This window comes from Acidiphilium multivorum AIU301, assembly GCF_000202835.1.
GTDB classification, from domain to species: Bacteria; Pseudomonadota; Alphaproteobacteria; order Acetobacterales; family Acetobacteraceae; genus Acidiphilium; species Acidiphilium multivorum.
This window is the reverse complement of the sequence record NC_015188.1, coordinates 1-18,155: the sequence shown is the minus strand read 5'-3', so window position 1 is coordinate 18,155 and position 18,155 is coordinate 1. Positions and strand designations below refer to the sequence as shown.

Here is an 18,155-nt window from a genome sequence, read left to right as displayed (position 1 = left end):
GTCAAACCCAGTACGCAATGCGCCCACGCGTCCGGGCAAAGCCAATGATACTGATGATAATGATCCCAGCGGAGATGATTAGTGCTTTCAGCACCATGTCGACGCTCATTGGTGAACCAAGTAACGGCGCGCGTAGAATTTCCAAAATATAGAAAAACGGATTGAGCTTGACCAAAAGAACGGCTCTCGGATGAGTTTCAAGAATCTTGGCGTACCACATGATTGGTGTCACGAAGAACGCAATCTGCATCAACGCCATGATGATCTGCGGCACGTCTCTGAACCGGGCACAAAACGCTCCAAAAAGTAGAGAGATCGCGAACGCATCAATGAGCCAGAGCAAGAAGGCCGGTATCGCCAGCAGGGAATATAGACTCTGATCAACACCCATAATCGCGAAAACGACCACAACTACGACGAGGTTATGCCCGAGCACGATTGTATTACGAACGACACTGCGCGCCGCATGAACGGTAAAAGGCATGCGAGTGCCCTTAATAAGAGTATCCGCGCTCGAAAAGCAGACACACCCATCCGAAATGAGGGAATTGAGATAACCCCAGAGGACAATCGAGATCGACAGATACGGCAGATAGGTGTGAATATCAGTATGAAACAGATCGGCATAGAGAAACGCCATCGCCCCAATCTGAACGCCCATGGAAATCGTCAGCCAGAACGGCCCTAGAGCCGATCCACGATAACGGAGCTTGATATCCGACAGGCCGAGCGTCCAAATCAACCGCCAGAGTCGGACGCCATCTTTCATATCTGTTGCAATTAGCTGAAACCGCTGCCCCCAGCCACGGTCTGCCGACAGCGAGAAATGCACCGGCTGCCGGAACTCTCGAATCGTCGAGCCCGGTTCAGATAGTTCTGTCATGTCCCACCTTTGCTCTAAACAAGATCTTCGGCAGTCATAGCCCGCGTGCGCCCCTCCTTAAAACACCTGCCAAATAAGGTGAAATCGTGGCATTTCTACCACTGGTTACACCCCGTCTGCACACGCAATCGCGACTTAACGTCAAGAATAACCACCTCAGCGGACATGATGACCTAATATCCCTTGAGGACGCGATACTCGCCGCTGTTCCCGTATGCCCCGGCGCTTTGGTTGATGGCGACGCAGGGGCGGCTGTTTGCCCCGCATCGGGTGATCTTGTCGAGCATTCCCGCCTTCACCCAGGCGGCGTGATTGGCCTGCAACATGGCGATTTCGCCCCGTAGCTGACTGACCGTGGTGCGATCCCACCAGACAACGGCCGTGCTGCTCAGCCAGCCGAACAGCATCAACCCGACGGTCAGGGCCACGATCCACCCCAGCAGCCGCCAGCTCGCCCAGGCCACGATCCGGCGCAACGCCTCCTCGGCAACCGCCATGCCCCCTGCCAGCCCGGCCAGATCCTCCAGCATCGGTTTGGTTGCCGCTCGGACCGTCGCCACACCTTCCTTGCCCACCTGCTCCAGCGCCGTTGTCACCGCGGCGCTGACCGCCTCACGCACCCGCTCTTCGAGGCTCGAGGCTTCCTCCGCCAGTTTCTGCCGCTCCTGCGCTAGCGCCGCCCGCTCCTCAGCAAGGCCGTTCAGCGCCCGCTGCACAGCCGCCTGCTGCTGCTCGGCGATCTCCATCAGCCCGTAGAGATGTTCCTCAGCACTACTCACATCGACATCCCCCGATCCCGCGACACGGATCTTTCCTGCTGCTTTCGAGCGGCCACCCGCTCGGCTTCACGCGCCAGCTGGCCACGCATCCGCTCTTCCGCGCCTTCAATCAGCCGGCCGATGGCCCGCCCGGCATCCGGCGATGCCAGCACCTGCGCCAGTGCAGATCCATCCTTCACCCCGAAGTCATGGCCACGCGCCCGCAGCCACTGTGCCGCTTCGGAATGACGATCCAGCAACTGCTCAAACCCCAGCAGCTCCGCCCGCGCCCCACCGACCAGAGTCGGATCAGCCGCCAGCCCCGGCAGCGCCTTGTTGTATGCCTCCGATCGCCGCGCCCACTCCCGCACCAGCCCATGCGCTCCCTTGTTGCGCGCCGCCTCGGCCGCCTGCTGCTGCCGATGCGCCTCGTACCGCTCCCGGAACCCAGCGCGTCCCGCCGCGATCTCGTGCGCTACCACCGCCTCCCGTGGCCGGACATCGAGCCCCCGCCGATGGGCATAGTCCGCCCGATCATAGTCCAGCGTGGTTTCCTTGGCCTGGGATCGGGACAGCCGCGCCGACAGGGCAGCCACGGTGCTGAATTCCTCCCGATCGGCGTAGAGCGTCACCCCGTCCCGGTGCCGCGTCATCGCCACATAGGTCAGATGCCGGTCCATCGTGCCCGAGGCCAGCACATAGGCCCGGTCCACCGTCGCCCCCTGCGCCTTGTGAATGGTGGTGGCATAGCCGTGATCCACGGCAGCATAATCCGCCATCGAGACCGACACCGACCGACCCCGCCCAGGCCCGGAGGGAGAATCCAGCCACACCAGAAGGCGGTCGTCCTCGGCCAACTCCACCGTGCCCAGCATCCCGTTCTTCACGCCCAGCTCGCGGTTGTTCTCCCGGAACAGCAGCCGATCCCCCGGCGCAAAGGCCCGCTCGCCCTCGGTCGTGCGATAAACCCGCTCGTCCGTCAGCGCGCCCCGCTCGCGCCGAACCGTCCGGATCGCCTCGTTGAGGTCCCGCACGTCCGCGTTGCGGTGCGCCAGCACCAGGCGAGAGCCATCTGGCCGCGCCTCCATATCGGCCAGCACATCCCGCACAATCGCCGCCCGCGCATCCGCCGCGGTTGCCTCAAACCGGACAGCATCGCGCTCGGCATAGGCGCGCAAACCCTCCTCTGTCTGGTGCCGCCCGAACGCCACCGACGCCGCCCGCTGCCAGACCTCGCGCTGCCGGCGGATTTCCGCCAGGTCAACAAAACCGACCCGCTCAGCCACCGCACGGAACGCCGCCCCCGGCCCGATCGGCTGCAGCTGCTCGGGATCGCCCACCAGCACGATTTTCGCACCAGCCCGGTCCGCCTCGGTGATAAACCGGGAAAGCTGCTTCGAGCCGACCATGCCGGCCTCGTCGATCACCAGCACATCGCGCGGCCCGAGCCGGTCGAACCCTCGTTCCCAGCCCCGCTCCCATGAGGCCAGCGTGCGCGAGGCAATGCCAGCCGACTCCTCCAGCCCTTCGGCCGCCTTGCCCGCCAGCGCCGCCCCATGCACCCGGTAGCCTTGCGCAACCCACGCCTCGCGGGCCGCCGCCAGCATCGTGCTCTTCCCCGCCCCGGCCAACCCCACCACCGCAGAGATACGCTCTGGCCCGCACACATGCTCGATGGCGGCCCGCTGCTCGTCGGCCAGGAATGGCCGCGTCTCAATCGCCGCTTCCACACGCCGGCCAGCGACACCGAACCCGCGACCTTGGGCCATGCGATCGGCGCTAATCGCCATATCGCGTTCGATGCCAACCATTTCCCTGGTTGAATACCGGGCTTGCTCGATCACCCGCCCGCGCTCGTCGCGCTGCTCGGCCCGCAATTCCACCAGGGCAGGCGACGCCATCACTGTTGCAAACGCCGCCTGGAACGCATCGGCATCGCCGATATAGCGGTGCAGCGCCCGCGCCACATCGTGACGATCGAATACGCTCTTCTCGCCTGTGATGAGCGTCAGCACCTGATCCGGCCGCTCCCGGATCAGCGCGGCGTTACGCTTCGCGGCGTCCTCATCGATCCGAACCCGCGATACGACCTTGCCACGCCGCTCCATCTGCGTCGCATTCACGCCCATGTGCTGCGTCGGCTCGATCTCCAGCCCGCGCTCCTGATGCGAACGGTGATCGATCCGCACATCCAGCCCTGCACGCACCAGATGTTCGTTCGTCCGCTGCTCCCAGCCGGAGCGAATATCCCGAAGCTGCTCATGCGAGGTCGGCAGACCAAGCGCCTGCAGCTTCTTGTTCTCAAGCTCGAGTTCGGATTTCTCGCCCAGGAAACCGGCCGGCATGGCCCCGATCCAGCGCCCCGCCTCGCCACGCCCGATCATCATCCGTCGCGTGGTCAGCAGGATATGGGCATGGTGGTTGCGGACATCGGTATGACCGTGGGGCGCATGGATCGCAAAATCCACCGCAACCCCGTACTGCCTGGCCAGAGCCTGAGCAAAATCCCGCGTCAGTGCCAGCCGCTGCTCCGCCGACAGCTCGTGCGGGAGCGCAACCTCGATTTCGCGAGCGACCCGCGCATCCTTGCGTCTCTCCGCCAATTCCGCAGCATTCCACAACGCTGATCGGTCACGCGCCCATTCAGGACCTACGCCATGAACAACGGTACCGTCTGCCGCTACGGTGTCATTGGGGAGAATAATCTCTGCATGCTCCACCCCATGACGCCGACTGAAGTCATGCACCATCCCATCGCGTGCATTCTCAAGACGATCGGCCGCGCGATACGCTGCCGCCGCGACTGCACTGCGACCGGAGCCACGGGCCACAGGCTTCATGCTCAGATGGTAGATCGCCATTCCACACCCACCTTACCCCGCACTGAGTTGCGCAGCAACTCGTAAGTGCGCACTTAGAGCTATACTACGTTTCGCTCTTCGTGATCGATGGCGTCATGCTGGCGGGATGTTCCGTGCCTGATATGTCGAGGATTTCAGCACTTTACAGTTCGATATGAATGGCCGATCAGACAGGATACTGGAAGTTTGAGCAAGAACCGGTGATATTCCGATCAATGCAATCGATTTGTCCACGTTGCCGAGCGCCGATGATCTGCCAGCCTGAAGGCGGTTGCTGGTGCGCAAAACTGCCGACCGTCACACCGATGCCCGCAGATGACGCAGCACATTGCCTCTGCCCGAATTGCCTGTGGGAGATGCAGGACAAGGCACGTCGAACCGTCGCTGCCGTCGATCACGACAGAACCGAGGAAACCCATGGCTCGCAAACCCATTGAACAGCAGATCGCCCAGCTTGAAGCCCGTGCCAAGACTCTCAAGGCACGGCTGGCAAAGCAGGATCGTGCCAGAGACACCCGCCGTAAAATCCTCATCGGCGCACTGGTGCTTGATCGTCTCGAACACAACGCCGATGCCGAATTCTCCGAACGTCTCGCCAACTGGCTCCGACGCGAGCTCCCAGGCTTCCTCACCCGCGAAGACGACAAGGCTCTCTTCGCTGATCTGCTGAACGGTAAAGCCGACGCTCCGGCAACAATTCCAGAACCGAGGAAAGCCGAAGCGTAATGTCACTCAACGGTGATCTGTTCTTGCTTCCGACATTTTGTCCCCCTCATGCGGGGGATGTGGGTTTGGATTTCAGTGCTCCGGCTCCCATGGATTGAGGAGCGGTACGCCGGTTGTGTGAAAGTCCGCGACGTTGCGGGTCACGATGGTCATGCCATGGGCCAACGCTGTTGCGGCGATGAGTGCATCCCGTTCGGCGTGAGGATCAGGAACATGCAAAGTCGCGCAGCGCCGGGCGACGGCTGTATCCACTGGGAAAATGCGCCCTTCGAACTCGGGCAACACCTGCTTTTCCAGCCAGGCGCGCAGCAAATCCCCTTGATCGGGGTCTTTCCGCTCGATTTGCAGGATGCCGATCTCGATTTCGAGGATAGTGATCGCCGAGATGTAGAGGGTTTCGGCGTCTACGCTGTCGGCCCAGATGGCCACCTGAGGGTGCGCCTTACCCAGGCGCACCTTGCGGAGTTCAGAGACGACATTGGTATCGAGGATGAACATCAGGAGAAATCGGCGGGGCGAAGGCCAATGCTGACGCGAGGCGGGTCAAATTCGATATCGGTAAGGCCAGGCATGGCCAGTGCGTCAGCAATGCTGCGGCGCTTTCCCGTGATGCGGTGGTATTCCTCGATGCTGAGTAGGACGTGTGCGGGTTTGCCCCGGTCAGTGATGAAAACCGGACCTTCTGAAGCGGCTTTCTTGGCCCGGCTGGTGTCCTGATTGAACTCCCTGCTGGATAGGGTGGTGATGGTCATGGGTGGCACTCCTGCTGTCAGGGGCAATCAGATTGAGTATAAACGTTACTACAACAATCTTTCTTTTGTCAATGCCACTTTGCTTTTCTGGCTGTGGAGAGGCGTCAAGGAGCCGCCCGGAGGCCGCAGCGGAGCGCAGCCTGTAGGCGAGCACCGAACGGGAGAGGACGGCAGGCGGAGCCGGTCCTTGACGCCCTGGAGCGGCCCTGAGCCTATCGGATGGGGGGCACAGCCCAGCGGGCTTCGCCCTTGTCCTCCTGCACCCCTGCCCTTCGGCGAGAACGGGGTGCAGGGGCAGCGCCTCTGCGTTGGGCAGATAGGCCTGAAGTAACGAAACGCCCTGCGCTGTAGCATAAGCGGACAAAGTGGGAACGTTGACTGGTTGGGATGGAGGTTTTCTGCGGGTTTGAGCGGAGAGCGCGGTTTTGAGGCCGGGATCGCGCGATGACGGAAAACACCTGTTTTCCGTCGGTGGTCCGAGACCTGCCGCAAAATCCCGAATTTTGCGCCGAATCATCTACGGAAAACACCGTCGGAATGGCATGATGTACGGAAACCGTCTCGAAGGGGATTTCCGTACATGCTGATCGGTTACATGCGCGTCTCGACCGACAATGACCGACAGGTGCTCGACCTGCAGCGCGATGCCCTGCTCGGAGCCGGGGTCGATGAGCGGCATCTGTTCGAGGACCGTGCCGGCGGCAGCCGGCGCGATCGGCCGGGTCTCGCCGCGGCACTGGCCTATCTGAAATCGGACGATTGCCTCGTGGTCTGGAAGCTGGACCGGCTCGGCCGGTCGCTGCCGCATCTTCTGGAGACGGTGAACAGCCTCAGGACTCGTGGCGTCGGCTTCCGGTCCCTGACCGAGCAGATGGACACTACGACGCCGCAGGGGGAATTCCTGTTTCATGTCTTTGGCGCTCTGGCACAGTTCGAGCGTTCGCTGATCCAGGAGCGGGTGCAGGCAGGTCTGGCGGCCGCCCGTCGCCGGGGTCGGCGGGGCGGCCGGCCGGTGGCGATCGACGCCGAGAAGCTGGCGGCAGTGATCACCGCGCTCGACACCGGCGCCACGAAATCGTCGGCCTGCCGTACTTTCGGCATTTCGCGGAGCACGCTGGTCGACTCTCTGGCCCGGATCGGCTGGTCTCCCGGCCTGAACAAACAGGAGGGAGGGACCAGTGGGTCATCGACGGATATTGACCGGGGAACAGATCGCGCAGCTGTTTGACCCGCCGACTGATCGCCGCGGGATGATCCGCCATTACACGCTGTCCGCTGCTGATCTTGCGGTGATCCGGCGCGGCCGCGGCGATCATCACCGTCTCGGTCTGGCTCTGATGCTCTGTTACCTACGATATCCCGGCCGGCCGCTCCATGCCGGCGAGACACCCGATCCTGCCCTGGTCGCGTTCGTCGCCGCACAGGTCGACGTCTTGCCGGAGTATCTCGGTGCTTATCTGGGGGTGGATCAAAACCGGCGCCGGCATTCGGCGGCTTTGCAGGATCGTCTTGGGTTGCGGCCATGGGGGCCGCGGGTGGCGGCGGACCTTGCCGACTGGCTGCTGGCGCATGCGCTGGAAACCGACCGGCTGGTCGATCTTGCGGCTTTGGTCCTGGACGAGTGCCGCGGTCGCGGGATCCTTCTACCTCCCCCGGCGCGGCTCGAGCGGCTCTGCATCGAGGTTCGATACCGCGCGCGCCGGGAAATCGAGCGCCGGCTGACCGAGGGTCTGTCCGCCGATCAGCGGCATGGGCTGGATACGCTGACGGAACGGCGTCTGGACACCAGCCAGAGCTGGCTGGCATGGCTCCGCCAGATTCCGGAATCGGCAAAACCGGCATCCATGCTCGGGTTGATCGAGAGGTTGGAGCATATCCGGGCAATCGGCATCGATCCAGAGCGCGGTTACCGGATCAATCAGGCCCGGCTCGCCCAGCTCGTTCGCGAGGCCGGCCGAACCACAGTGCAGCATGTTGCCGGCTACGAGCGCCGGCGCCGGCATGCCGTGCTCACCGCGATCGCTCTCGACCTGTCGGCCCGCCTGACGGATCAGGCGATCAATCTGTTCGAGCGGCTGATCGGCGCGATGTTCCGCAAGGCGGAAGGCCGACATGCCCGGGCGTTCCAGGCCGAAGGCCGGGCGATCAACGAGAAGGTCCGGCTTTATGCGAGGATTGGCGCCGCCCTGATGGCCGCGCGCGCCGGCCAGGGCGATCCCTTCGCGGCGATCGACAAGGTGATACCCTGGGAGCGGTTCTGCTCGACCGTTGTTGAAGCCGAAACTCTGGTTCGTTCTGAGGATTTCGATCCTTACGAGGTGCTGAGCGACCATTATGCTGGCATTCGGCGCTGGGCGCCGGCGTTTCTGGCCGCTTTCGAGTTTCAGGGTGTTCCCGCCGCGGCGTCGTTGATGCGCGCGATCGCCATGCTGCGCGCCATGAACAGCGCGGGAGCGTCGACGCTGCCCAAGTCAGCGCCGACCGCCTTTGTCCGGCCGCGCTGGGCGCGTCATGTCCTCACGGCACGTGGCATCGACCGGCGTTACTACGAACTCTGCGTCCTGGCGGAATTGCGTCAGCGCCTTGCTGCGGGCGATGTCTGGGTTACCGGCAGTCGGCAATATCGGGCCTTCGAGGAGCGGCTGATCTCCAGAGAGACATTGCAGGTCCTGCAGAAAGAGTCCGGCATTCCGGTCGCCGTCGAGACCGACTTCGAGCGCTTCATCGCGACCAGGCGCACCTGGCTGGATGCGCGGCTGGCCGAGGTCGACGCCCGTGCCCGGGGCGGGCTGCTTCCCGATGTGACGATCGAGAAGGGCGTGCTGAGAATCACGCCGATCGAAAAATCGACTCCGCCCGAGGCCGAAACGCTGGCAGCGAAGCTCTATGCCACGCTGCCCCGCATCCGGATCACCGACCTGCTGACGGAAGTGGCCGGCTGGACCGGCTTCCCGGACTGCTTCACCCATCTGCGCACCGGCGAAACCGCTGCTGATCCCCGGGTGCTGATGGCGGGGCTGCTGGCCGATGGCCTCAATCTCGGCCTGACCCGGATGGCGGAAGCCTGCAGCATCGCCAGTCTGGGCCAGCTCGCCTGGACCGCTGACTGGCACATCCGCGACGAGACCTACGCCCTGGCGCTGCGCCGCCTGGTCGAGCATCAGAACCGCGAGCCGCTCGCCGCCCTCTTCGGGTCTGGAACCGCCTCATCCTCGGACGGGCAGTTCTTCCGCGCCGGCGGCTCCGGCCGTGATGCGAGCCGGATCAATGCGCACTACGGCCCTGAACCGGACCTGAAATTCTACACCCATCTCTCCGATCGCTATGCACCGTTCCACACCAGGGTGATCGCCGCGACCGCGAGCGAGGCCGTGCATGTCCTCGATGGCCTGCTCGATCATCACGGCGAAGCGCCGCCACGTCAGCACCGGCACCATACCGATGGCGGCGGGGTGTCGGATCATGTCTTTGCCCTGTGCGCCCTGCTCGGATACGTGTTCGCGCCGAGAATTCCCGATCTCAAGGACCGGCGCCTCTACAGTTTTGCCCGGCCGGCAGCCTATCCGACGCTTGCGCCGATGATCGCCGGCCGCATCAACGTCGACCTGATCCGCGCCCATTGGCCCGATCTCCTGAGAATTGCCACCTCAATCCGCACCGGCACAGTGTCTGCGTCGGTGATCCTGCGGCAACTCGCCGCCTATCCACGGCAGAACGCCGTTGCCGCGGCGCTGCGCGAGCTCGGACGTCTCGAGCGCACACTGTTCACCCTCGACTGGCTGGAAGATCCGGGACTGCGCCGTGAAAGCAGTCACGAACTCAACAAGGGCGAGGCCCGCAATAGCCTGGCCCGCGCCGTCTTCATTCACCGGCTCGGCGAAATCCGCGACCGGACCTTTGAAAACCAGAAACATCGAGCCTCCGGCCTGAACCTGGGGTCACCGCACGATCTGTTCAAAATCGTACGCTAAGCGTTGGCGGGCTGCCTGGCGAGGGTACGATAGATGGTTGGGCGGGAGACGGAGAATAGGTCTGCGAGATCAGTGATGGAATAATTGCCAGTGTCGTACATGCGGCGCAGTTCTTTTTGTTGTCTTTCGGATAGCGTCGGCCTTTTGCCGCGTAATTTTCCTTTGGCGCGAGCGATGGCCATGCCTTCTCTGGTACGTAACCGGATCAGGTCGGCCTCAAACTCTGCGAAGGTGGCGAGAATGTTGAAGAACATCTTCCCCATTGGGTCGGTTGGGTCATAGACGGCCGCGCCGAGCGCGAGTTTGACACCGCGGGTAATGAGTTCATCGGCGATCGCACGGGCATCTGGAACGGAGCGTGCAAGGCGGTCGAGTTTTGGCACGACCAGGGTGTCGCCTTTACGCACCGCCGCCAAGGCTTGAGCAAGCCCGGGGCGGGCACGATTGGTGCCTGTGAGGCCATGGTCCGTATAGATGCGGTCCGGCTTTACCCCGAGCTGTTCGAGTTCGGCGCGTTGCGCGGCGAGATCTTGCCGGTCGGTTGAACAGCGGGCGTAACCGATCAGGGTGTGGGCCATGCGGAATTGTAACGTATGACCCCCCTTCATTGCAAAAGATATCGTACCAGTTAAATGATCCATCCGTTGCCGAGGGAAACAGCCACCAGTGCCAGGCCGTTACATCTGTCCGTTGAACGATCCTCTTGCGGACGCACGGTGGGCGCTAATTTTCTCATCAACCGGAACCCGATATGCCACTCCGCGTTCTTTTATCCGCTGAACAACGAGCCCGTTTGTTTTCAATTCCAACGGACATGGCCTCCATGAGCCGGCATTACGTACTGGATGCTGCTGACCTCGCTATGGTCAGGGTCAGACGCCGGGCAAGCAACCGGCTCGGCTTTGCCGTGCAACTCTGTGTTCTCCGCTTCCCAGGCCGCACTCTGGATCCATCGGAATATCCACCGGCGCCGGCGCTGGCTTTTGTTGCTGAACAGATCGGTGTCGATCCTTTGTTGTTTGCGGAATACGCGCGCCGTGCTGAAACCCGTCGGGAGCATTTGGTCGAGCTCCAAAAGTTCACTGGTCTGCGTAGTTTTGGCCTCGATGACTGGCGCGCCTGCCTACATGCTGGTGCGGATACGGCTTGGGCCACAGATCGCGGCGAACCCATCATCCAGGCTATGCTCGTTCATCTGAGAGAAAGCCGGGTATTGCTTCCCTCGGCGACAGTGTTGGAGCGAATTGGACTGGCCGCCCGTGTCCGAGCACGCAAGAAAACATTCGAGGTGCTGGCAGCCGGGATGGCCGATGCGGAGCGCAGTGCTCTGACCGAGCTGCTGACGGTCGATCCCGAGTTGCGTCGCTCCCGTTTTGCCTGGCTGCGGGATTATTCGGAATCACCAGCTCCCTCCAACATCGTCTCCCTGCTCGATCGCCTCGAATATGTCCGCGCCATGGGCATTGATCCCGCACGGGCTGGTCGTATCCATGCTGCCCGCCTGGTCCGGCTGACCGACGAGGGGGCGCTCATGACCGTGCAGCACATCGCCGATCTGGAGCCGGCGCGGCGCACAGCCATTCTCATTGCCCAGATCGCAAGCCTGGAAACCCGTCTGACGGACGCGACGCTTGCCATGTTCGAGAAATATGTCGGCACTTTGTTCAGCCGGGCGCGCAACCGCGATGAGCGTCGGTTTCAGGCCACGCGGCGCGATGTCGCCAAGGCGCTACTGCTGTTCCGCCGGACGATCGCCGCCCTTCGCCAGGCGAAGGAGGCCGGAGAAGATGGGATCACCGCCATCGAGCGCGAGATCGGCATGAACCAGCTCGAAGATGTGCTGCCGATCATCGGCGCCGTCGCCGATGTGGCGGATCAGGATATTTTGGTCACGGCGGCCGAGCGATATACGGTGCTCCGCCGGTTCAGCCCCCGCTTCCTGGCCGCCTTCGATTTCCGGTCGAATATGCCGAACGATCCCGTTCTGGCCGCGATCGAACTTCTCCGCGCCCTGAACCGTGGCGCGATCCGCAGCTTGCCCAAGCGGCCGCCCTCCACGTTCCTGCCGCCGCAGTGGCGGAAATTGATTTTTGCCGGCGGCACAGCCGACCGGCGGCTCTATGAAACAGCGGTGCTGGCCGTGCTGCGCGACAAGCTGCGGGGCAGTAATATCTGGGTCGCTGGCAGCCGCGATTACCAGGCGTTCGAGACCTATCTGCTTCCGGCCGGGGCGGGTGCGGCCACCGGCATCGATGGTGAGGCCGATCCCGATCGTTACGTCGCAAGCCGGGCAGAGATGCTGCGCGAGCGTCTGACCTTCGTGGCCGCCCGGGCCGCGCAGGGCGACCTCGACGGGGTGGAGATTGAGGACGGCAAACTTTTTATCGCCCGCACGCCGCCCACCGTGCCCGACGCGGCTCGCGATCTGGCGCTGCGGCTGAACAGTATGCTGCCGCGGGTGCGGATCACCGAGGTTTTGAGCGAGGTCGATGCCTGGACCGGGTTCACGGACAGGTTCGTGCATCTGCGCACCGGTAACCCCGTCACCGACAAAGCGGCCCTGCTGGCAGCGGTGCTCGCTGACGGCACCAATCTTGGCCTTGCCCGCATGGCGGACGCCTCGCGCGGTCTCAGCTATCACCACCTGGTCAATGTGGCCCAATGGCACATCAGCGATGACAATTATGTCGCCGCCCGCGCCGCCATCATCAATGCGCACCATGCACACCCCATGGCGGCAATCTGGGATGATGGGACAAGCTCGTCTTCGGACGGGCAATATTTCCGGGCCGCAGGCCGCGCCGGAGCCGGCGGCTCGGTAAACGCCAAATACGGCATCGAGCCGGGCGCGGTGATCTACACCCATGTTTCCGGTCAATACGGACCGTTCCACACGCGCGTCATCTCCGCGACGATGAGCGAGGCGCCTTATGTGCTCGACGGGCTGCTGCATCATGTCCACCAGACCGATCTGCGCATCGCCGAGCATTATACCGATACCGCCGGCGCGACCGATCATGTCTTCGGTCTCTGCCATCTGCTGGGTTACAGGTTTGCCCCCAGGATCAAGGATCTCCGGGACCGCAAGCTCTACACGATAGAAAAGCCAGGCACCTGGCCGCTGCTGGTGCCGCTCATCGGCGACGCCGTCGAAACCACCGCCATCCTCGGGCAATGGCCGGAGTTGATGCGGTTAAAGGCATCCATCAATGCCGGCACTGTTCTGCCTTCCGTCATCTTGCGGAAGCTGGCCGCCGCCGGTGGAGGAAACACTCTGTCCAGGGCGTTACGGGCTGTGGGGCGGATCGAGCGCACCCTGTTCACCCTGCAATGGCTGTCCGATCCCGCTCTGCGCCAGCGCAGTCATGCCGGGCTCAATAAGGGCGAGGCCAGCAATGCCCTGCGCCGCGCCGTATTCTTCCATCGCCAGGGTGAAATCCGCGACCGCACCTTCGAAAATCAGAGCTTCCGGGCCTCCGGGCTCAGTCTCATCACCGCCGCCATCGTCCACTGGAATACCATCTATCTCGACCAGGCCGTCCAGCACCTGCGGGCCCAGGGTACGGCAGTGCCCGATGATCTCCTGGCGCATGTCGCGCCGCTCGGATGGGAACACATCGCTCTGACCGGCGATTATGTCTGGAATCCCGCCAATCCCAATGCCAGCTTCAGGCCGCTACGCGATGTTCGCGCTCCGTTCATACCCCGCGCCGCTTAGCGTACGATTTTGAACAGATCGTGCGGTGACCCCCCCCTGGTCACCGCCATCATCCTCTGGAACACACGCTATCTCGCGCAAGCCATACAGGCCCTACGCCAGGTCGAGGATGTGCCCGGAACCCTCCTCACGCATCTCTCGCCGATCGGCTGGGAGCATGTGAACCTGACCGGCGACTACATCTGGAGCGCCAATCAGAAATCGACGGAAAACCATGCCGGATTGCGACCTCTCAGGCCAATCCCCGACACGACCATAAAGGCCGCCTGATGTTCCTGCTTTGTCCGCTTATGCTACAGCGCAGGCCGTTTCGTTACTTCAGGCCTTCTAGTCGCCTGCGTTCACCACTCGTTCACGTTAGGCGTACGTAAAATTCACTTTCGTGTCTGCACCCTCTAGCGGAACGGTTTCTGTGCCCACACTGTTCCCGTACCGGTCGAGGCAGGCAAACAACAGCATCCTCTTCATGTTTGCGACCGGCACCGGGCGGAGGAAACCTAAACAAATCGGACCGGGCCGGGATACCGTGCAACGACCGCATCATTGGTCAAAAGCGTGATTCCCTCGACCATCGCCTGGACAATCAGAAGCCGGTCGAACGGATCCTTGTGGATCGCGGGCAAACCCTCGATCGCCACCGCATGTTCGCTCAGGATCGGAAGTTCCAGATAACCATTGTCGATCAGTCCGCGCCGCAATACCCGTGCGTCAACTTCGAAATCCGGCCGGCCAAGCCCTTGCTTGATCGCAATCTCCCACAGGCTGGCCGCGCTGAAATACAGTTCGTTCCCCGGATCGGCGATCAGTTCCCGGGCGGCTTCCGGCATCCGCGGCGCATTCTCTGCGGCCCAAAGCAGCAGATGCGTATCCAGCAGCAGCTTCACGCATCGTCCTCGAACAGCTTCCGGACCTCGTCAGCCCCGATCCTGTTGAAATCGTCCGGCACCCTCATCCGCCCGGCCATGAACCCGAGCCGCCGGGTGCTGGATGCTTCCGGTTTGCCCAGGGCAGTGACTTTCACCAGCGGCTTGCCCGCCTTGGCGATCAGGAACCCCTCCCCCTTCAGAGCCTGCTCGATCAGCCGGGACAGATGGGTCTTTGCCTCGTGAATGTTATAGGTCCGCATTACGGCACACACTAGTTTAGTTTACAGGACTTAGTTTATATCATCCAGGCCCGGACACAAGACTTTGCCTCTGCTATTTTCTCCGCTCCATATTCCTCAGGTGGTTTTCCCTGTCGCGGGCAGGTTCCGTGCCCGCGACATTCCGTTCAAGCCGGTTCTACCGGTCAGAGCCGTTCGATCCTGCCTGCAACCTCGTCAATCAACGCCACGACCTCATGGACGCGCTCCTTGTCGAGCCCACCCTGCAGCCGGTTGATCAGCACGCTGGTCTTCTGCGCCTAGATCCGGCGCACGATCACAGCGCCGCCACCTTCTCGTGAACATCTCGGACAGCCGCCTCGATATCCGCCAGTACCCGCTCGGCCGAGGCCGCCGAGGCGTCATCCCCGTCCCGTGCCGTCTGCCACTGTTTCAGTTGCGCGCCCAGCACGTTCATGTGGCCCACCGCATCGGCCAACGCGTAGATCGCCCGCTGCTCCACCCGCCCCCGGATGTCCACTGACAGCGCACCCGCCCGTACAAAGTCGCTCAGCGACTGCCCGGTAACGTTGGCTAGCTCCTCGATCGCCTTGCGCTCGGAAGGCGTGCAGCGCACCCGGACTATCTCTGTCCGGGTCTCGCGCGCAGAGCGGATCTGTCGGGGGTAGGCTGTGTCCATCGTCGTGTTTCTTCTTCTCCGCTTCTGGCCGGATCGCCGCCGGCCCTCATACGCGCGTCGAGCCGCAGGCGAGCAGGCCCTACCCCACCGCACTTGTGGCTACAAGTGTCATTCTTGCCGCTGGACAGAGTTCTGCCCGCCGGCAGTTCAAAGCGGAGCAAACCGGATTGGCATGCGGAGAAGAGGACGGGCCTGGAGAAGGCAGGGTGCGGAATGACCGGCCCCGCGCGCCTTCAGTCCATGTCTCTGGCCTCGAGCGCGGCCTCATAATCCTGCCCGCCATGAAATATTCCGAGGATCGCCACGCGGTCGGCACCAACGGTAAAGGCAATCACCGTGCAGTTTTCGGAAACTGTTAATCCTCAGACCCACCCGGATATCGTCGCAGGCGATCCCGCGTCCGGGAAACAAGTTCAAGGCCTCACAGCGGGACATGATCGTGTCGGTGTAGCGCAACGCGATGTCCGGCGAAGCCGCGGTCGCGATCCGTCGATACAGCGCAACCAGCTAGTCACGCGCCTCCGGCGTGAAAACAACCGGATAGCGCTTCACCGCGAACCGGTGGCTTTCGCATGTTCGGATGCCAGGGTAGCATGCACCCCGTCCATGGCGACTGCACGGGACGGGTCCGAGCACTCGGAAGATTCCGGATTGAATCGTGGCTCGCGAAGCTTCGGAACAATCAATAGTGGCTGAGGACAGGCTTTTTTCCTGCGGCACGTGCCCGCTTTTCAACCCGATCCAATAGGACCCTTTTCGCAGTGGTCCGCGTCTTTCCAGCGTTCCGCAGAGCGTCAGTCGGCACGTTCCGGCCGGCAGCGTCGAGTTCACGCGCTTTCGCGGCAGTCCTTTTCAGGTGTGTCTCGAGCTTGATCGTCCTCATGGCTCCGATTCCGAATCCAGGCCGTCCAGGAGCGAGATATCCCCGCCTTCCTCTTCTACCCGCTTCTTCAAATAGGCGGATAGGCGGAATCGATCTTGTCCGCCATCTCGAAAAGAACCCGTGCCTGGTATCAGGCGTGATACATCCGGCGGCTTGTCCCCCGCATACTGCCCCAGACGGTCACCAATAAGGTCTTCGATCGCCGGCAAGACAACAACACTCCCCGCATTAATCTGGAACTGCGCAACACGCATCAGATCCGCGCGACCGTCAAACATGGGACCTGTGACCAGTTGCCAGCCGAACTGCGGATAGTCAGGGTGATAATACCTGACCTTGAGCTTCCCTGCCCGATCCTCGGGACAAAACCCGCGCTGCAGCAGGATCTCGTGAAACCACTCCTCTGCTGCAACAATCAGGTCGAAATCCGCGGAATGGCAAGCCCCTCCGGTCCACAGTGTCGCGGTGCGGCTTTTCCCGGCCCTGAACTTCTGTCCTGGGCGCGCAGGCCCCAGATGGACTTGCCGAGGTTGAGCTCGCCGGCCCGGGCCTTGGTGACCATGCCGTGGAAATACCCCCCGGGCGTGCTCCGGAAATGCCCCGCCGGGCGTGCCGAGACAATAGCCAGCGCAATCGCCGCCTGCTCCCGGCCCATGGCAAGGCATGCCTCACCCCAGAGCGGCTTCGACACTCCGAGATCATGCCGCAGCCAGTCCGCCGCCTCCACAATATCCGGCCAGGCCGGCGATGACCGCCCGAGATACGGCCGCAGCCGCGGTGCCAGCCGCACTAGCTCGTCCGGTGTGATCCGCAGCACCGTTCCATCGTCCTGCCGGGCGGGTTTTTGCGCCCCCCTCCCCGTCTGTGGTCCCGACGATCCGTCCCGCAGTCCCGGCTTGCCGACCGCGGCCACCGACCTCACCGGGGTCGGACTACTTTTCTCAATGCCAGATACCGTATCCTGTTCAGGATCAGGGTTTGATTTGTATTTGTATTGGTGGGGCCGGTTTTCCGGCCCCTTGGGGTCGGTTTCCACATCTTTCTGTGCCATTCCCCGCCTATCGGCGATCAGGCTCTCAAGCCGCTGGCGCAGCTCGCCATGACGGTCCTCGAGCCGGGTTACGCCAAAGGCGAGGACATCGGATCTCTCCTCCTTGCCCAGACGCCAGCACAGCCGACGCGCCTCCTCCGCCTCCCGCACAAAAGCCACCGGCTCCAGCCCGACCTCGACCGCCGTTTCCACGATCTGCTCGATCGCCTTGCGGGCAATCGTCACCCGCCGGCGCAACTGGCGAACCGCCTCACGCTCCGCCCGCCCCTTCTCCGCCACAGCCCGGAATTCCTCGAGCCGCACCCCAAGCGGTGACAGGTCGAACCCATACGCCTCGACAATCCGCCCACTACGATCACGCCGCCCGTAACGCTTGCCATTCGGACTGTCCCGCATCACCACCAGGCCCAGCTCGACCAGAAGCCGGTTCAGCGCCTTGGTCTGCGATACCCCCAGATCAAGATCCGCCTGCTGGACCGTAGCGGACGGCCAGACCACCGGACGCGCCCCCGGCTCCCAGTCCTGCCGCTGGGTAAAGCGGAACAGCCAGTCCACCGCATGCACCACCCGCGGCGGCAGGCCGAGATAGGGCGCCGCCGCCTTGAAGGCCGCCAGAACCGCGCCCGGCCCCCCTGCCCCGTCTGACAGTCCGGTGAAACCTTCCGCGGTCCGGTCCGTCGCAATCATCGCCAGGCTCAACCGGCGAAGTCCGCCAGGCCTCTGATTTATATTGGTATTTCGCCCGAAACCGGGACTTTCCGTCTCCAT

General features: G+C 62.9%; 14 protein-coding genes and 2 pseudogenes. 5 read left to right on the top strand and 11 right to left on the bottom strand.

All coding sequences use genetic code 11. The annotated features are described in order from the left end of the window. Window position 1: 1 nt before the first annotated feature. From ACMV_RS19045 to traA, 3 genes are all read right to left on the bottom strand, one after another. Window positions 2-883: an ABC transporter permease gene (locus tag ACMV_RS19045; protein ID WP_013641283.1), complete on the bottom strand. Its 882-nt coding sequence runs from the start codon at window positions 881-883 to the stop codon at window positions 2-4. Window positions 884-1,056: 173 nt separating this feature from the next. Continuing rightward, window positions 1,057-1,662 carry a hypothetical protein gene (locus ACMV_RS19040; protein ID WP_013641282.1) on the bottom strand — a complete coding sequence of 202 codons (606 nt, stop codon included), beginning with the start codon at window positions 1,660-1,662 and terminating at the stop codon, window positions 1,057-1,059. Next, window positions 1,659-4,502 (bottom strand): Ti-type conjugative transfer relaxase TraA, encoded by a 2,844-nt coding sequence (traA, locus tag ACMV_RS19035; protein ID WP_013641281.1) that lies wholly within the window; start codon window positions 4,500-4,502, stop codon window positions 1,659-1,661. Before traA ends, ACMV_RS19040 begins: the two co-directional genes overlap by 4 nt. A 417-nt stretch (window positions 4,503-4,919) precedes the next feature. On the opposite strand from traA, the gene ACMV_RS19030 reads away from it, so the two are divergent. After that, window positions 4,920-5,228 carry a hypothetical protein gene (locus tag ACMV_RS19030; protein WP_013641280.1) on the top strand — a complete coding sequence of 103 codons (309 nt, stop codon included), beginning with the start codon at window positions 4,920-4,922 and terminating at the stop codon, window positions 5,226-5,228. A gap of 72 nt (window positions 5,229-5,300) precedes the next feature. Here the strand turns inward: ACMV_RS19030 and ACMV_RS19025 are convergent, their stop codons facing one another. Both ACMV_RS19025 and ACMV_RS19020 read right to left on the bottom strand, forming a co-directional pair. Then, complete coding sequence (locus ACMV_RS19025; RefSeq protein WP_013641279.1) at window positions 5,301-5,726, bottom strand: type II toxin-antitoxin system VapC family toxin; 426 nt, start codon at window positions 5,724-5,726, stop codon at window positions 5,301-5,303. Beyond that, window positions 5,726-5,980: a type II toxin-antitoxin system Phd/YefM family antitoxin gene (locus ACMV_RS19020; protein ID WP_013641278.1), complete on the bottom strand. Its 255-nt coding sequence runs from the start codon at window positions 5,978-5,980 to the stop codon at window positions 5,726-5,728. Before ACMV_RS19020 ends, ACMV_RS19025 begins: the two co-directional genes overlap by 1 nt. 580 nt (window positions 5,981-6,560) lie before the next feature. Between ACMV_RS19020 and ACMV_RS19015 the strand changes: the two genes are divergently transcribed. After that, window positions 6,561-7,208, top strand: coding sequence for a recombinase family protein (locus tag ACMV_RS19015; protein WP_013641276.1), 648 nt, complete (start codon window positions 6,561-6,563; stop codon window positions 7,206-7,208). Then, window positions 7,159-9,915, top strand: a pseudogene (locus ACMV_RS19010) (Tn3 family transposase); the annotation flags it as partial. The gene ACMV_RS19015 and the pseudogene ACMV_RS19010, both read left to right, overlap by 50 nt. Before the next feature lie 32 nt (window positions 9,916-9,947). Here the strand turns inward: ACMV_RS19010 and ACMV_RS19005 are convergent. Beyond that, complete coding sequence (locus tag ACMV_RS19005) at window positions 9,948-10,529, bottom strand: recombinase family protein (RefSeq protein ID WP_013635075.1); 582 nt, start codon at window positions 10,527-10,529, stop codon at window positions 9,948-9,950. A 173-nt stretch (window positions 10,530-10,702) separates the two neighbouring features. Between ACMV_RS19005 and ACMV_RS19000 the strand changes: the two genes are divergently transcribed. Together ACMV_RS19000 and ACMV_RS18995 are read left to right on the top strand one after the other, a co-directional pair. Further along, window positions 10,703-13,669 (top strand): Tn3 family transposase, encoded by a 2,967-nt coding sequence (locus tag ACMV_RS19000; RefSeq protein ID WP_013635074.1) that lies wholly within the window; start codon window positions 10,703-10,705, stop codon window positions 13,667-13,669. A 36-nt stretch (window positions 13,670-13,705) separates the two neighbouring features. Next, window positions 13,706-13,939: pseudogene (locus tag ACMV_RS18995) on the top strand (Tn3 family transposase); the annotation flags it as partial. 227 nt (window positions 13,940-14,166) lie between these two features. Here ACMV_RS18995 and ACMV_RS18990 read toward each other — a convergent pair. The 5 genes from ACMV_RS18990 to repC form a co-directional block, all read right to left on the bottom strand. After that, a complete protein-coding gene (locus ACMV_RS18990) occupies window positions 14,167-14,553 on the bottom strand; it encodes a type II toxin-antitoxin system VapC family toxin (protein ID WP_007424955.1) in 387 nt (128 codons plus the stop codon). Continuing rightward, window positions 14,550-14,795, bottom strand: coding sequence for a type II toxin-antitoxin system Phd/YefM family antitoxin (locus ACMV_RS18985; protein WP_007424956.1), 246 nt, complete (start codon window positions 14,793-14,795; stop codon window positions 14,550-14,552). Before ACMV_RS18985 ends, ACMV_RS18990 begins: the two co-directional genes overlap by 4 nt. Before the next feature lie 295 nt (window positions 14,796-15,090). Next, window positions 15,091-15,453, bottom strand: coding sequence for a plasmid mobilization protein (locus ACMV_RS18980; RefSeq protein WP_013641272.1), 363 nt, complete (start codon window positions 15,451-15,453; stop codon window positions 15,091-15,093). 879 nt (window positions 15,454-16,332) lie between these two features. Beyond that, the gene (locus ACMV_RS20455) at window positions 16,333-16,614 is read right to left on the bottom strand and encodes a hypothetical protein (protein WP_013641269.1); all 282 of its coding nucleotides are present in this window, start codon (window positions 16,612-16,614) and stop codon (window positions 16,333-16,335) included. A 137-nt stretch (window positions 16,615-16,751) separates the two neighbouring features. Beyond that, window positions 16,752-18,155, bottom strand: a complete 1,404-nt coding sequence (gene repC / locus ACMV_RS18970; RefSeq protein ID WP_013641268.1) for a plasmid replication protein RepC — start codon at window positions 18,153-18,155, stop codon at window positions 16,752-16,754.